This is a genomic window from bacterium (assembly GCA_019695335.1).
Taxonomy (GTDB): domain Bacteria; phylum CLD3; class CLD3; order SB21; family SB21; genus JABWBZ01.
Genome location: JAIBAF010000006.1, coordinates 16,248 through 32,123, shown reverse-complemented (window position 1 = coordinate 32,123; position 15,876 = coordinate 16,248). Strand labels below are relative to the sequence as shown.

The 15,876-nt window shown below is 44.3% G+C and carries 16 protein-coding genes; 5 read left to right on the top strand and 11 right to left on the bottom strand.

Annotation, left to right across the window (positions count from 1 at the left end; genetic code table 11):
• From K1X84_02560 to rny, 3 genes are all read left to right on the top strand, one after another.
• Positions 1 to 471, top strand: coding sequence for a hypothetical protein (locus K1X84_02560; protein MBX7150495.1), 471 nt, complete (start codon positions 1 to 3; stop codon positions 469 to 471).
• A gap of 92 nt (positions 472 to 563) precedes the next feature.
• On the top strand, positions 564 to 848 hold the full coding sequence (locus K1X84_02555; protein MBX7150494.1) for a cell division protein ZapA: 285 nt from the start codon (positions 564 to 566) through the stop codon (positions 846 to 848).
• A gap of 162 nt (positions 849 to 1,010) precedes the next feature.
• Positions 1,011 to 2,573, top strand: coding sequence for a ribonuclease Y (rny, locus tag K1X84_02550; protein ID MBX7150493.1), 1,563 nt, complete (start codon positions 1,011 to 1,013; stop codon positions 2,571 to 2,573).
• 13 nt (positions 2,574 to 2,586) lie between these two features.
• Here the strand turns inward: rny and K1X84_02545 are convergent, their stop codons facing one another.
• The 5 genes from K1X84_02545 to K1X84_02525 all read right to left on the bottom strand — a co-directional run bounded on the left by K1X84_02545 (position 2,587) and on the right by K1X84_02525 (position 6,727).
• Complete coding sequence (locus K1X84_02545) at positions 2,587 to 3,519, bottom strand: EamA family transporter (protein ID MBX7150492.1); 933 nt, start codon at positions 3,517 to 3,519, stop codon at positions 2,587 to 2,589.
• Positions 3,520 to 3,651: 132 nt separating this feature from the next.
• On the bottom strand, positions 3,652 to 3,927 hold the full coding sequence (locus K1X84_02540) for a hypothetical protein (protein MBX7150491.1): 276 nt from the start codon (positions 3,925 to 3,927) through the stop codon (positions 3,652 to 3,654).
• A gap of 541 nt (positions 3,928 to 4,468) precedes the next feature.
• Positions 4,469 to 4,927: a single-stranded DNA-binding protein gene (locus tag K1X84_02535; protein ID MBX7150490.1), complete on the bottom strand. Its 459-nt coding sequence runs from the start codon at positions 4,925 to 4,927 to the stop codon at positions 4,469 to 4,471.
• Between the two features lie 104 nt (positions 4,928 to 5,031).
• Positions 5,032 to 6,120, bottom strand: a complete 1,089-nt coding sequence (gene recA, locus K1X84_02530; GenBank protein ID MBX7150489.1) for a recombinase RecA — start codon at positions 6,118 to 6,120, stop codon at positions 5,032 to 5,034.
• A gap of 184 nt (positions 6,121 to 6,304) precedes the next feature.
• Positions 6,305 to 6,727 (bottom strand): single-stranded DNA-binding protein, encoded by a 423-nt coding sequence (locus K1X84_02525; GenBank protein ID MBX7150488.1) that lies wholly within the window; start codon positions 6,725 to 6,727, stop codon positions 6,305 to 6,307.
• A 164-nt stretch (positions 6,728 to 6,891) separates the two neighbouring features.
• Here K1X84_02525 and K1X84_02520 point away from each other — a divergent pair, with 164 nt between their 5' ends.
• Together K1X84_02520 and K1X84_02515 are read left to right on the top strand one after the other, a co-directional pair.
• A complete protein-coding gene (locus tag K1X84_02520; GenBank protein ID MBX7150487.1) occupies positions 6,892 to 7,734 on the top strand; it encodes a WYL domain-containing protein in 843 nt (280 codons plus the stop codon).
• 11 nt (positions 7,735 to 7,745) lie between these two features.
• Entirely contained in the window at positions 7,746 to 8,879 is a 1,134-nt protein-coding gene (locus K1X84_02515; protein MBX7150486.1) for an alanine--glyoxylate aminotransferase family protein, read from the top strand.
• A 41-nt stretch (positions 8,880 to 8,920) separates the two neighbouring features.
• Here the strand turns inward: K1X84_02515 and K1X84_02510 are convergent, their stop codons facing one another.
• From K1X84_02510 to K1X84_02485, 6 genes are all read right to left on the bottom strand, one after another.
• A complete protein-coding gene (locus tag K1X84_02510; GenBank protein MBX7150485.1) occupies positions 8,921 to 10,030 on the bottom strand; it encodes a glycosyltransferase in 1,110 nt (369 codons plus the stop codon).
• A 1-nt stretch (position 10,031) separates the two neighbouring features.
• A complete protein-coding gene (locus K1X84_02505; protein MBX7150484.1) occupies positions 10,032 to 11,174 on the bottom strand; it encodes a glycosyltransferase in 1,143 nt (380 codons plus the stop codon).
• 9 nt (positions 11,175 to 11,183) lie between these two features.
• Entirely contained in the window at positions 11,184 to 12,113 is a 930-nt protein-coding gene (locus K1X84_02500) for a DNA-3-methyladenine glycosylase (protein MBX7150483.1), read from the bottom strand.
• A 66-nt stretch (positions 12,114 to 12,179) separates the two neighbouring features.
• Positions 12,180 to 13,208 carry a serine protease gene (locus K1X84_02495; protein ID MBX7150482.1) on the bottom strand — a complete coding sequence of 343 codons (1,029 nt, stop codon included), beginning with the start codon at positions 13,206 to 13,208 and terminating at the stop codon, positions 12,180 to 12,182.
• A 38-nt stretch (positions 13,209 to 13,246) separates the two neighbouring features.
• The gene (locus tag K1X84_02490; protein MBX7150481.1) at positions 13,247 to 14,476 is read right to left on the bottom strand and encodes a hypothetical protein; all 1,230 of its coding nucleotides are present in this window, start codon (positions 14,474 to 14,476) and stop codon (positions 13,247 to 13,249) included.
• A 131-nt stretch (positions 14,477 to 14,607) separates the two neighbouring features.
• Positions 14,608 to 15,789, bottom strand: a complete 1,182-nt coding sequence (locus K1X84_02485; GenBank protein MBX7150480.1) for an alanine--glyoxylate aminotransferase family protein — start codon at positions 15,787 to 15,789, stop codon at positions 14,608 to 14,610.
• Positions 15,790 to 15,876: the final 87 nt, after the last annotated feature.

The following is a 15,876-nucleotide window of genomic DNA, read 5'->3' as shown; positions in this document are numbered from 1 at the left end:
ATGAATGCGTCGACTACCAAATCCCGCACTACGAAAACCAAAACTACGGCTTGGGATATGGAATCGACTGATCCGATGGAATTATTAGAGCAACGTATGCGCCAATGGCTCAAACGTTTCGATGTTTTACAAAAAGAAAACGAACAACTCAAGACCCAATTACTCCAGCGTGAAACGACACCTGAAACGTCAAGCGATTCTCTCGAAGAAAAAGAACAGATTATTCGCAGACAACAGGCTCTTTTAAAAACTAAAGAAGCAGCTTTTCAGGAATTGCAAAGCGCGTATAACCTTCTGAGACAGGAATTCGAGACAGCACATGAGACTCATGAAAAGCTTAAGGAAGAAATGCAGCAGGTTCAATCGCAGTCAACAACGGAATCATCTTTTGACCGTAATGCGATTCGAGAGCATATCGAAACTGCATTGTCGAAGTTAGGACAATTAGAAAAAACTATTTCATCCATATAAAATTGTATTAACACCGCAGGTGTTAAGTTTAATGCGATAAGAAAACAGTGGACAAACATACCGTCAAAGTCAACATCTACGGATCCGATTATATGATCAAAGGCGACGCGGATCCGGATCATATTCAGACAATTGCCAAATATGTTGACCAAAAAATGCGCGAAATTAACAGCGCCGGTACGATTAAATCGTCCCTGAAAGTGGCGATCCTGGCCGCACTCAACATTACCGACGAATTCTTCAAGACACGGGAAGAACAAAACAAACAAGTTGACTCTTACGAAACCCGCGCACAAAAATTGATGGATTTGTTGCCCGATCAGGACGCTACACCGGTCGAATCGAACGAGGAAATTTCACTGTTTACTCAGAAATAATTCTGACGGCCGGAAACGACTTTTTGCCTATTTCTTTTACGAGATAAACTTAACGTATCCCTGAAATTCAAACTGCGGTGAATTCAAGTATGCCATTGCAGTTTTAATTTCAGGGATTTTTATTTAACCGAAACCGAAAACCAAGGAACTGTCACTCCACTCATGGAAATAGTCATATTTATACTCGCCGGGCTGGTTGTCACCGTAGCGGCATTTATCTTCGGACAAACGTTTGCGATCAAGATCAACGTAGCGAAACGCATTCGGGAAGCCGACGAAGAAGCCAAAAAGATACGCGATGCCGCCGTCAATGACGCCGAAAACTTAAAAAAAGAAAAACTGATCGAAGTATCGGACGAATGGTACCGCAAACGTCAGGAATTCGACGATCAAACCAAAACCACTCGCGGGCAGATCAAATCACAACAAGACCAGCTTCTGGCACGTGAACGCAATATCGAGCAGAAGGGCGATTTTGTCACGCGCAAAGAAAAAGATATACTTCACCGCGAATCGCAATTGCAGCAAAAAATCGCGGATTATGATAAAAAGTCGCTGGAATTGGAAGAATCGATCCGGACACAAAATGAAAAGCTTGAGCAAATCGCACGCATGACCGTCGAAGAAGCCAAACAGGTTTTGATGAATAATCTGATCGACAAAGCCAAAACTGAAGCGGCTCAAACGATCCGTACGATCAAAGAGCAGGCTGAAGTTTCCGCCAAAGAAGAAGTACGTAATGTATTGATTCAGGCGATCAACCGTTCGGCGATCGACCATGCTGTTGAAGGCACGGCCACAGCAATAAAATTGCCCAGCAATGAGATGAAGGGCCGCATTATTGGCCGCGAAGGCCGGAACATTAGGGCTTTCGAGACTATGACCGGCTGCGAAGTGCTGATCGACGACACGCCACAAACGATTTTAATTTCCGGTTTTGATCCTATCCGGCGTGAGATCGCGCGCATGGCTTTGGAAACGCTCATCACCGACGGACGTATTCATCCGGGTCGTATCGAAGACGTCGTTGAAAAAGCGAAACGCGATCTGGAAGAACAAATCACTAATTACGGCGAACAAGCGTTATTTGAAGTAGGCGTTCATGGCGCTCATATTGAAATTGTCAAATTGATCGGTAAACTGCGTTACCGGATGAAATACGGTCAAAACCTTCTTCAGCACAGCATCGAAACGGCATCAGTTGCGGGGCTTCTGGCGTCGGAGTTGGGCTACGATGCACAATTAGCCAAACGCGCTGGTATCCTTCACGATATCGGATACGCCGTAGATCGCGCGGATCAACATCATGCCGTTGTCGGCGCTGATCTTGCCCGCAAATTCGGTGAAAGCACGATTGTTCAGCAAGCCATTTTACAGCATCATGAAACCCCTACGATCTCCCACCCTATTTCCATACTTGTTCATGCGGCGAATGTGATCAGCAAAGAACGTCCCGGTGCGCAACGAGATTCTTTAGAAAATTACGTCAAACGTTTAACAAAATTGGAAACTATCACAAAAGATTTTCAACCGGTTAAAAACGCTTTTGCGATTCAGGCGGGACGTGAAATACGGGTGCTGGTTGACTATGACCAGATTGACGACGGAAAGGTCATTCAATTAGCCGACGATCTTGCTCATAGAATTGAATCGGAACTGGAATATCCCGGACAGATTAAGATTACGGTCATTCGGGAATATCGCGCTGTAGATTTTGCGAAGTAATTTGTACGAAATATTAATTACCCGCTAATTCCTTTTCCGTATGTGTCCGGTCGCTGAAGACCAGATAAATGGAAAGCATAATTGCCGCGGCAGCAGCGAGCGTAAGGAAAGTCACCGGTTCATCTGCTAATATCCACCCGAGTAACACTGCAATAACCGGATTAACATACGTATGAGTTGAAATTTTCGTTGCCGATATCTGTGAGAGCAGCCATACGTAGGCCGAGAACGCAATAACGGAACCGAAAATAATAAGATACAACAACGCCAACAGCGAGCGAAGAGAAACGGCGTGAAGTTCTCCCATCTCACCGAATACTATTCCCGTCAACAACAACAATACTCCACCGATTATTATTTCAAAACCAGCCGTCATCATCGGCGACGATGGAAGTTTTGCAAAACGCGAATAGACCGCGCCGCCTGACCATGACAGCGCACCAACGATAATCGCCATTGCGCCAATTACATCGGTATTGCCTGTACCGAAATCTCCAGTGGGAGCAACCAGCAAAACGATCCCAACAAAACCTACAATCAATCCGGCAATTCCTTTTAAGCTTAAGGTATAACTCCGAGCCACAAGCGACTCTATCAATGCAATCCACGCCGGTTCCGATGCAACGAGCAACGCCGCAAGTCCGGAAGGAACGGTTTGTTCCGCCCATGCCAGCAAGCCATGCCCCACGAGAAAAAATGAAGCGCCGATAATGAACAATGCGGGTAAATGTTCAGCTTTCGGTTTCTCATCGCCACGCATCCAACTCCACGCTATAATGATGAGCCCGGCGATGAGCGATCGTGTTCCCATCATCAGGAGCGGCGGAATGCTTTCCACAGCATAGCGAATAGCAAGGTATGTCGAGCCCCAAACGAAATAAATTGCGATAAAAGCTAAAACCAGCTTTGGTGTTTGATGTTCTTTGGTAATAGTGGCAGTGTTCATTTGTTTGACTACTATAATAATGTACTTGCGAATAAAGCTTGATCTCTATGTAGCGGTAACTGAATCTTATTATCCATTCTAGCGACATATACACAAACACAAGTTATTATAAATTATCTGATAGTACGACGCCTAATTAATAATCCTATCTTTTTTAAGTTGATTAAAAAGCAGATCAGTTAGATCAGCCGCATCCAACCGATTATTATTGTAAAACATATCAGCTTTTGTAGTCAAGTGGAAGTACGATCGCCAAACTCTTTTCTTGTTACCTTTTAGATCAAACAAACTTGAATTAAAGTCTTTTTGGCGAGTAACCTGTGAACCGGACCAAACAGTTTGCCCAACGAAATCAATTCTCAAGAATGCATCAGCGTTGAAACTCTCAGTTATAGAATCTAAATTCATTCGAGTTTCATCCAATTCTATTGATTCGCGATTGAATGTTTCTGAATAGAACCGGCATTCTACTTTCGAGACTTGAAGCTTTTCAATTATACGTACTCCGAAAAGCTCGCATAACTCTGATTGTTCCTTCTCAGATCTAAATAGGATGATTACTCGCTCGATTTGTCTATGAAAATCGGGGGATTTGTTTGAAACTATCGGAGCATACTCACAGCTACAAAAGTTAATCAAGAATGCCAGAACAAAAGAAAATGGCTTTTTCATAAATAACTACAAATAGATATACATCAGACCACCAGTTAAGCACCTCGCGGTCATATGTTAGCGTGACGACTATAAATTTTATGACTAAATTGATAGCACGCCCCACTATCAGCAAGACCTCAAAAACAACTTATCTAATTGTGAACTACTAATCGTGACGACGAATAGACATCGTTCATACGTGTTATCCAATGGCAACCGTCAAGCAACTCAATACAGATATACAGGGTTTTGATGAGAAAGTCCCTAAATTGGTATTATCTTGAAAAAACCTGATTCAAAACGGCAGATCATCATTCGCGTCGCTGGAAGGCTCGGCTGAGTTATTGGATAAATTGGACGACGTAGTGTCGGAATCCGACATTGGCGGCGGGACGCGCTCGTTGCCGCTATCGCCCATTCGTCCACCCAACATCTGCATATTGTCCGCGACGATTTCCGTTATGTATTTTTTCGTACCGTCTTTATCGTCATAGTTACGCGTTTTAAGTTTTCCTTCGATATAGACTAAGGAACCTTTTTTCAAATATTGTCCGCAGATTTCGGCCAGTTTCCTCCACGCTACGATCCGGTGCCAATCGGTATTATCGACTTCTTTGCCTTCTTTATCTTTGTACGATTCGTTGGTGGCAACGTTAAAAGTTGCGACGGCGGCTCCGGTCGGTGTGTATCGCAGTTCCGGGTCTTTGCCGAGGCGGCCGATTAAAATGACTTTGTTTAATGTTCCTTTTGCCATAATTACTTCCTGTGAAAATTTACGGTTATTCAGAGCTTATGGGAAATAACCGTATAAAATTAAGCTCTGTCGCTCCCCTGTTCGCCCAAAGCGACAATGCCCGATTACTTCGATTTTTTCTCAACGCTGTTGGGACTTTGCTTCGGCGTTTCTTTAGTTTCAGTCGCCGCAGTCAGACCCAGTTCCTTCCGGACTTTCGTTTCGATTTTTTTGTATGTGTCCGGATTGTCGATCAGAAACTGTTTGGCATTTTCACGACCTTGTCCGATTTTTTCATCGTCAAAGGCATACCAGGTTCCGCTCTTCTGGACAATATTCATATTCGTCGCCAGATCGATCAGATCGCCTTCGCGGGAAATTCCGAAACCGTACATCAGATCGGTTTCGACTTCTTTGAACGGCGGCGCCAATTTGTTTTTAACAACTTTGATTTTGGTTCGATTACCGACGATTTGTTCACCGGCTTTGATTTGTCCGATACGGCGAATATCGATCCGGATCGACGTATAAAATTTCAACGCGCGCCCGCCGGTCGTCGTCTCAGGATTCCCGAACATCACGCCGATTTTGTCGCGCACCTGATTGATAAAAATCACGCATGTTTTCGATTTACTCACGGCGCCGGTTAATTTACGCATCGCCTGACTCATCAGGCGCGCTTGCACACCCATCGTCGCGTCGCCCATTTCACCGTCAATTTCGCTGCGTGGCACTAAAGCCGCAACCGAATCGATAACGATAATATCCACCGCATTGCTGCGCACAAGACGCTCCGTAATTTCCAGAGCCTGTTCACCGTTATCCGGCTGTGAAATCAGTAAATTATCCGTATCGACGCCAAGGCGTTTGGCATAAACGGGATCGAGAGCGTGTTCCGCATCGATAAATGCGGCGATGCCGCCCAGTTTTTGAGATTCAGCCACCACGTGCAAGGCCAGCGTAGTTTTACCGCTCGATTCAGGGCCGAAAATTTCAGTAATACGGCCGCGCGGAATTCCTCCGACGCCGAGCGCGGCATCAATCGCGATCGAACCGGTCGAAAATACGTCGACCGTCATCGCCGAACGTTCGCCCAATCGCATGATAGAACCTTTGCCATATTCCTTCATGATATCGGAAATGGTCCGCTCCAACGATGCCTTTTTTTCTTTATCGACGACGATCGTGTCATCATCTTTTTTCAATTCTGCCATTTTAAAAATTCTCCTGAAACGCTATTGTTTTTATAAATATGGATTGATTTAAAATCTTTTTGGAAGTTGCTCAAAGTATAAAAACTGTCCATCAGACGCAAATTTAAAATTATGGAAAATTCGTACCCGTGAGCCGAAGGGGCTTATAAAGCCCCCTCATTTCCGGGAACTCAGTGAAGGAAGTTCAAAACGGCATTCCCTCGTTGCCGGTTGTTTCGGCGACCAACTCGGCTACCGGTTCTTCCGGTTCAGCCGGTTTGTCCGACTCCATCTTTGCACCGAGCATTTGTAACGTTTCAGCGACCACTTCCGTGATGGAACGTTTGACGCCGTCTTTATCGTCGTAATAGCGCGTTTTTAATTGGCCTTCAATGCACACGAGCGAACCTTTTTTCAGGTATTGCCCGCAGATTTCTGCGAGCTTTCGCCATGCAATGATCTTGTGCCAATCGGTTTGCTCGACGACTTTACCGTCTTTGTCTTTATAAGACTGGCCTGTAGCCAGGCTAAACGACGTGATCGGGATGCCGCCGGTTGTGTAGCGTAATTCAGGATCTTTGCCCAATCTTCCGATCAGGATCGCGCGATTTAATGTTCCTTTTGACATGGTAACCTCCATTATTTTTTGTTTTGTTGTTTGAGTTATTAATTATTTTGTTTATTGTTCGTCATTGATTACGTACTTAATTTAAGTAGTAGTTCCGGTCAAAAATTCTCAAAATTTGAGAAAAAATTAAAAAACCGCACTTTTGCTCCGATAAATGCTGATATATGAACCGACTTGACGAACTCCAACGCCAGATTGAAATAGCGGCTTTAATTTTTGAATTTCCGGACAAATATTCCGAAAACGATCTTGCGGGCATTTTTCTTACCAGCGAAGCAACGATCCGCCGGGACGTCAAAGTGCTTCGCGACATGGGCATCCGCGTTTTTTCACGGAAACAAGCCTATCGCGTCGAGATAAACCTCTCCGAAATCAATTTACTCGTCACGACCTATCTTGCCTTTGCTAAAAATGAAACGATCAAAAACCTCTCATTGGTCCTTGAGAAATTTTCGAATAAAACGCTTTCATTTTTCATCAATACGGTCAAAACTATCTGTGACAAACGGGTGATGGAAATTGAATACCGTTCTGCAAAAACAGATCGGCTTCAGTGGCGCACGATAACGCCGGTAGCTTTTTACAATGCCGGAAAAACACATTACCTGATCGCCATACATCAAGACGTACTGAAGATGTTCACCATCGAACGTATCGGCCAATTTCGTTTTACAAAACAGCCGTCGCCGGTAAAAGAAATTCCGTCAGTCAATGATTTATTCAAAAATTCATGGGGTTCTTTTACAGGCGGTAAAATGGTCATCGTCAGGCTGCGATTTTCGGATGACCTGGAACAATACATGACCGATAAATTCTGGATTGAGAATCAGGAAATTCATCATACGGACGAAGGTTTTGAGATTACGCTTCGGGTGAAGTTATCCAACGAGTTTATCGCCTGGGTCATGGGTTGGGGCGACGCCGTCGAAGTATTGGAACCGGTTGAATTAAAAACAGCTGTCCTCAAAAAAGCTAAAGCCATTACAAAAAAATATCAAACTGACTAAACGAGGTCTTTATGAAAAAGCGACTTTTTACTCCCGGACCAACGCCGATTCCCGAGCATGTCCAACTCAGCATGGCCCATCCGATCATTCACCATCGGAACAAAGATTTTGAAGACATTTTTATCGAAGTGAATGAGAACCTGAAATATCTCTACCAGACCAAACAACCGGTTTTGACATTTGCCAGTTCAGGCACAGGAGCAATGGAAGCCGCTTTTGTGAATTGCCTTTCCAAAGGCGATACGATTTTAAATATCGAGGGCGGTAAATTCGGCGAACGTTGGACAAAAATTCCGCAAGCCTACGGAATTAATGTAGACGTCATGAAAATTGAATGGGGTAAATCGGCTAATCCCGACGATGTCAAAACAAAATTAAAAAATAACCCGAACATTAAAGCGGTTGTCATGACGCATAGCGAAACTTCGACCGGTGCTTTTACGGATGTAAAAGAAATGGCGAAAATTATACGGGAAAATTCCAATGCGTTGATCATGGTCGACGGCGTGACGTCTGTCGGCGCTATGGAATTACGTTTTGATGAATGGGGACTTGATACGGTCGTAACCGGATCGCAAAAAGGATTGATGTTGCCTCCCGGTTTGGCCTTCTGTGCCGTGAGCGAACGGGCGATGAAAGCACGCGAATCGTCGGATTTACCTAAATTTTATTTCGACTTCAAACGCGCCGCCAAAGAACTCGGGGCTAATACAACGCCTTTCACGCCGGCAATTTCCCTGATCCTAGGATTACAACAAACGCTGCGGATGATCAAAGAAGAAGGTATTGAAAACGTATGGAAACGCCACAGCGTTATGGCCGAAGGTTGCCGCCGTGCGGTAAAAGCGTTGGGATTGCAAGTATTTGCCGAAAAGCCGGCCAATTCCGTCACGCCGGTTAAAGTTCCTGAAGGGCTCGATGCGGATAAGATATTCAAAATTCTGCGCAGCGATTTTGGTATGACTTTAGCGAGCGGCCAGGATCATCTGAAAGGTAAAATTTTCAGAATTTCACATTTAGGTTATTATGATGTATTTGATATGGTGACGGTTATCGCCGGAATTGAAAATGCGCTGCATCGTTTAGGATGGAAATTTGAAACCGGCGCCGGAGTAAAAACTTTTCAGGAATATGTGAATTCGTAAAATTTTACTGGATTTGCAACGCAGTTTTAAAGTGTGGTAACTCATTTCCATTTAAATAATCGTAATCCACCTTGCAAACCAACCCATAGAACGTACGGCGCCTGCAGAAAAAACCATGTCAAAAAAAACGAAAATGAAAACGGTTTTTGAAATTTTTGAAAACCGAGATATGTTACAAGGAAATCAATGATCAGTTTGTTGATCCAGCCGAATACTACGAGTCCCAGCATCAACTTATTCCAGATGCCCCAGATTAACCCGCCAGCTAAAAACACATTAAGTCCGTAGACGCTGACGAGATACGTAAAAAATAACGGGCTCATTGTCAGCATCATTTCCGTATTCGACGCCCATCGTGCGCGTTGATGAATAAAAGCGCTCAATGTCGGCTCGGAGCGCGTTGAATTAAAAGTTCCGGCATCACCGGCAAAAACAATTTTCCATTTTTTTAATTGTCTGATCAATTGCATCATCAAAACATCATCGCCGGAAATACGATGCCGGATTTTTTCAAACCCACCTGCTTCGTCAAACGCGACGCGCCGATAGGCCAGGTTCTGCCCGCTCGCAGCAAACGGCAATCCTAAATTAGTAATCCCGCACGCCGCCGCTTTCATCGCTGCAAAATCAAACGACTGCTGCCGCTCAAACCACGTCGCTCCCCTCGTAAACGACGCTCCTATGACCAAACCAACATCTTTCGTAAAATATTTAACAATACCTTCGATCCATGTAATTTTTACACCGCAATCCGCATCCGTAAAAAGCAGGATCTCACCCCGCGAAGCTTTGATACCCTGCTCCAATGCATTTTTCTTGCCGGAAATATTCTCAGGTTTTTCTTTTATTTGAATCAATTTTACAGATGGATTTCTTTTTGTTAAGTCACGGATTATTTCAGGTGTACGATCATTGGAACGATCATCGACGACAATGATTTCAAATAAATCGGAAGGATACGTTTGATTCAAAACACTATTTAAACAATCCGGTATCGATTGTTCCTCATTACGAGCCGCAATAATAACGGACACGAAAGGCCTTACGGCATTCCTCTGCGATGCCGGCATAAATAGCCCCATAACAAAGAGTAATCCCGTTACAACGTAGATTCCCAAGACCATCGCAAATAGAATAATAATTGCCGTCATACTAAACTTTCAAATGCTTATCATGCGTGGTATCTTTCCAGTCAAATTTTCCAAATTGTCCCCACGCACCAAAAACAGCGATATATAATGGATGTAAAAAGACCAATATCGGATACATACTCAGGTAAAAGAGTTTTTTAAATCGTACGGCGCCGACAAAAAGTAAAACAAAATCAGAGGAAAATTTCATTATCCATGGGTACCATTTCCAAAAATCCTTGTGCCCATCCAACCAATACAGCGGTGCGTACGCCATCAGCATGAGATTGAATATGTAATATAAAACTAATGTAATAACCATATTCACCGAATAATGCCGTCCTTTCGACGCCTGACGAATTTTTTGGTTAACAAATTGCCTGAACGTCAATGGCGGATGTGTTTCGACCAGAGAATTGCGCCGGATAGTGTACGCCATTTTCCATTTCGTCTTTTTTACGAGGCCCAGCAGCAGATCGTCATCGCCGGAAACAAAATGAGCGATCTTTGAAAAGCCGCCGACTTCATTAAAAACTTCTTTCCGATACGCCAGGCTCCGTCCTGTAGCCGTGACCGGTTTATTCCACAGGCAACTTGCCGCCGCGGCTGATGCCAGGGCTAATGAATCCAACGCCACAAAATGGTGAAATACCGACCAGCGGTTTAGCGGTTTGATCGGTGAATAGCCTATGACCATGCCTACTTCGGACGTGAAGCATTCAGTCATCGAACGGATCCACGAGACTTCGGCATAACAATCGGCATCCGAGCACACAATAATTTCGCCCTTGGCAATTTTAATACCTTCATTGAGCGCATTTTTTTTGGGAGCCATCGTTGCATGCATTTCTTTAATGTCAACGATGGTAAAGTGTTTAAATTTATTCTCAAATTCTCGCGCTATCGCCGAAGTTCGATCCGTCGAACGATCATTGATCACAATAATTTCGAATTTATCCTGATTATAGTCTTGGAGCGCCAGAGCTTCGAGGCATTCGCCGATATGGCGCTCTTCGTTTCGGGCAGGGATCAATACGCTGACAAAAAAGTCTTTTTGAGAGCGTGGCGAACGATAGATCAATAACGCGCCTGTCAGGATGAGAACAAATAAACCGTATACCGTGGCCATACACGAAAGAAAAATATCGATGATGTTGTATTCCATGAATCCTTTCTAACTCTGTTGGCCGTTCGCTCTTGCATGCGTCAACGCGTGCCATAAATAATAAGTTGCCAACGACTCCCAGCCGGCCCATTGACGGGCAATTTTGACGACTTCTTTTTCACCAATTTTCTTTTTAAAACCATAAAAAAGTCGCACGGCTTGATGCAATCCTAAATCGCCGCGCGGGAATATTTCCCAACGCCCAAGATGCATTAAGCAGCATTCTGCCGTCCAGTGCCCGATCCCTCGGATTTTAGTAATTTCAGCCCGAAATTCATCATTCGGCAATGTTTCCATCGCATTCAAATCAATATCGCCGCGTACAATGGCTTTAGCCAAATCGATCAAGTATTCGGCTTTACGCTCTGAAAATTTTACACGGCGTAAATCGGATTTGGTCAATTCCGCTACCCGGTGTGCCGTCGGAAAAACATAAAATGTATCGTTATTGGAATCAATCGATGCACCGAACTTCCTGACAAATTCCATTTCAACTTTATCGGCGACGTGCACGCTGATTTGCTGGCTCATGATACACCGTGTAACACATTCAAACAGATCTCCGGACGAATTCGGTTTAAGCCCGTAGAATTGTTTGGTGACGGCACGCATAACCGAATCATGCTTAATCCCTGAATAAAATTTTTTCAAGTCCAGGTCGAGAAGAAATTGTCTGCCAACAATAGTTTTGACCCATTTCAAATCGTTTTTGGTGATGTGACCGCCGGAAATGGACAGTTTTAACCGAGGCTCTTTAGGCGTTCCTTTATCGGATAAAGTAATCAAGGCAGCATTGCCGCGTATATCAATCGCACATTTATATACGGAACCGCTACGATCGTATTGATCGTAATGATAACGTTTATTCCGATGTGAGTGAATGGAAATATTAAAATCGTACGGAGGTAAAGGATGTAATGTCGTTGAAAAAGTATTCATTGACTCCCGCCATTTTTTGGCGGGCAATATAAAAATTTTTGATGCACTTTCAAAATATTTCCAAGCTCATGGAAATAAGGTTTGCAAATAGAATCCTTTTGCCTCAATATCCGTTTTATGGTCGCGGATAAACTGGCCTATCGTCTCGGTGGAAATTGAATTGGTGATACCGTACCGGATATCCGTTTTTTGTTCGACAAAAACTTCACCTTCATACGGCATGCCCGGATTGTAGAGCGACTGATCGAATTCTTTCGAAGGCGTCAAAATAAATTCATAGTTAGCCGCCACCGACTTGGCCATCCCGACTAATTCAAAGTTAGGCACGCCGTCGCGGATAGCCAGCACGATACCGCCGCTGAAACCGCGATTGAACGGTGCGTCCGTCAGAAACGATCCTTTTTTATCGCGATTAGGACTGCTAACGATACCATTGGTGATCATCTTATACCCCATCGGATAACCGATGATATACAAATACGTTCCCCATTCAAGCTCCTTGGACTTACCAATCGGATATTTAAAAATCGACAAAGGCTGCTCAGGCAGTGACTTTAAAGTTTGTCCAATGATGGCAATATCGAGTGCGACATTGCTTGCCAGAATCTCAACTTCGCCGCCCTCCGGTAAATCACGGACAAAGTTGGTCTGTCTTTCCCGAATGGATACACTTTTAATGACATCACCTTCCTGACCCCGTGAATAATAACTATACGTTGTGTCCGGAAAATCAACGATATGTGCGCACGTCAGCAGTGCTATTTTTTTATCCTGATAATACAGAATCGTAGCCGTTCCTGAAACTGAGTTATGCGAATACAAAGTTTTGTTCGATTTTTTCAGAATGGCTTCGTCCTTAAAGTCCACCGGTCTTACTTGTGCTTCTTCGGGAAAAAGATACGTTTTGTAAAACGCAGTGGAATAGATCATTTTCACAGTTTCGCTTATTTCAGCCAACTGCTTCGAACAATCTTTGTATGGAAATTCGCTGTCATACTTTCCATCACCAAGCGTCGGATAAGCAACGTCATAAATTCGCTTCGCGCATGAAATATGCACGAACGTCAGCAACAGCAACCATCTTACTGTGTTCATAAACGCCTTCCCTTGTTTAACGGGATTGTCAGCGTGATTTATTTTAATCCGGACGGCGTACGTGGTGTAGACAGCAATTGTTCGAACAACTGCCAACGCTTATCGGGATTATCGGGCGTGCCGCCATTGCGTTCGATATACTGAGCGACCATATCCTGACCGAGATTATAATTAATCACGTACGCACGGTATTTGTCCATAAATCGGATACGTTGTTCGGCACGTTCACGCGGATATAATCCGTATTGAATAAGCCATTCAATCGCGTCTTCTTTACTCATCGTACCATTCAGATAAGCACGGGCCGCTTCGTTCCCGGAGTACGCCAATTCTTTTTTAAGGTGTTCGATCTCATAATATTTATCGGCTAAACTCGAATCAAGGCCTGCAAGCGGAAAAAGGACTTCTTTTTCAAACCGCATGCGGTCAGCGGCCGGAAAGGCAACGTCAATGCCGTAATTTGCGCTGCCTTCCATGAGCAATGCCTGCGGGGTAAACAGCGGCATCACGGAATATTCCATCCAACCTTTTTCTTTCATCATCCTGTTTTCAACCAGTGTATTAAATACATGATGTCCCGGATAACCTTCATGACTGGCGAGATCAACAGCACGATCGATAAAAATCGGGTAATCGGTATTCACCTGAATTACACTGAAGCTGTTGCCTTTGAACCAATTATATCCGCTCCACGCAACATCCGTCACGTACTCGACGACAAAATTTTCATTCGTCGGCATTTTAATATGTTGCAGTGTACGACGACGCCCCTCGGCAATGGCAGCTTTGAAAACCGTGTCGAGTTTCGCTTTAGGAATGACGAATTGATTGCGAAAGTTATTGGCGCGGTCAATGATATTGCCTTTGCCGGGAAGCGCAGCATCCAATTTTTTCAGGATCTCTTCAAAATGCGGTTGATCGTATTTCGGAGGCTGTGCATCGTACAATTCTGCGGCTTCCTCATCGAAGGTCAATTTACGTCCAAGTAACATCTGTGTTTTAGTACGTGCAGCAACCAATTGCTTATAAAGAAACTTATAACGCAATTCTTCCATTTCAGAAATATTCGTCCGCGGAATAGCCTGAAGTTGATTGAGCAATTCATCGGCTTCTTTTTCAAGCGCACGAATTTGAGTTGTATCGTCAGACTTGACGGTATCCGGTGCAGGACGCCATTCCGCCGGTCCGTAATACGCATCAATGTAATCGGCATCATACAATCCGATTTTTAAGGTCAATTTAACATACTTTTCGGCAACCTGATTCATGGTCATAGTATTTTCCTTACTGCAGGAGGTTACAAACAAACCACACGCCATAACTAATAGTATAAATTTTCGTGACATTTTCTTCTCCGTATTGATTAATTGTCTATTGATCGTTGTTAATTGATAATTTGTCATTGATGAAATATTGAATATGCCTCATGTAATCCAACGCCTTTATTAATCTTTGCTCTGAGTCCACTCAAAACCGTTTCCATGGCTGTCAAACAAGTCACGACGTTTTTCATATTGCACCCATAGCCCATCAAACCGATGCGCCAGATTTTTCCGGCGAGCGACCCCAGTCCACCGCCGATTTCAAGGCCATACGAATTAAGTAATGCCGTTCGCACAGTCGCATCATCCATACCTTGTGGAATGGTCACCGCATTGAGTTGCGGCAACCGCTGATTTTCGGGAACAATGAATTGTAATCCCATGGCTTCAAAACCGGCTTTGAGCGCTAAATGATGTTTCCTGTGCCGCGCCCAAGAATTTTCCAATCCTTCTTCCTGCAAAATGACCAGCGCTTCGTGGAGTCCATACAAAGGATTGATCGGCGCCGTATGATGATACGCACGTTTCGTCCCTCCGCTCCAGTAGGACATGACTAAATTCAAATCCATAAACCAGCTTTGAATTTTCGTTTTCCTGTTTTTGATCTTCTCCACGGCGCGCGGACCGAAACTCAGCGGCGACAACCCCGGAATACATGACAAACATTTCTGCGTTCCGGAATAAATCGCGTCAATTTGCCATTCGTCCACTTTCACCGGAACGCCGCCCAGCGACGTCACCGCATCGACAATAGCGATGCAATCATATTTATGCGCGATATCAACCAGCGTTTTCGCATCGGATAAAGCGCCCGTCGACGTTTCCGCCTGCACGAAAGCAACCAACTTGGCGTCACGGTTATTTTTCAGCGCGTCCTCCAATTTTTGGGGACTTACCGCTGTTCCCCAGGCATCCTCAACCAGAACAGCCTGACCGCCGCAACGTTCGGCCATGTCTTTCATACGGCCGCCGAAAACACCGTTTTGACAGATGATTACTTTGTCACCGGGTTCAACTAAATTGGCAAAACACGTCTCCATACCGGCCGAGCCGGGAGCGGAAACGACCATAGTCAATTCGTTCTTAGTTTGAAAAGCATATTGCAGAAGCGCTTTGACTTCGTCCATCATTTCGACAAATTTAGGATCGAGATGGCCGATGGTCGGACGTGATAATGCTTCCAACACGCGCGGATAGACATCCGATGGCCCGGGACCCATCAATGTTCGCATCGGAGGATGAAAAGATTTCGTTACCATAGTATGCCTTATTTAATGCAATTTAATGAAATGCGGGAAAGAAAGGAATGCCGGATTAGTGGCATTTTTTGAAAGCAGCTAAAGATA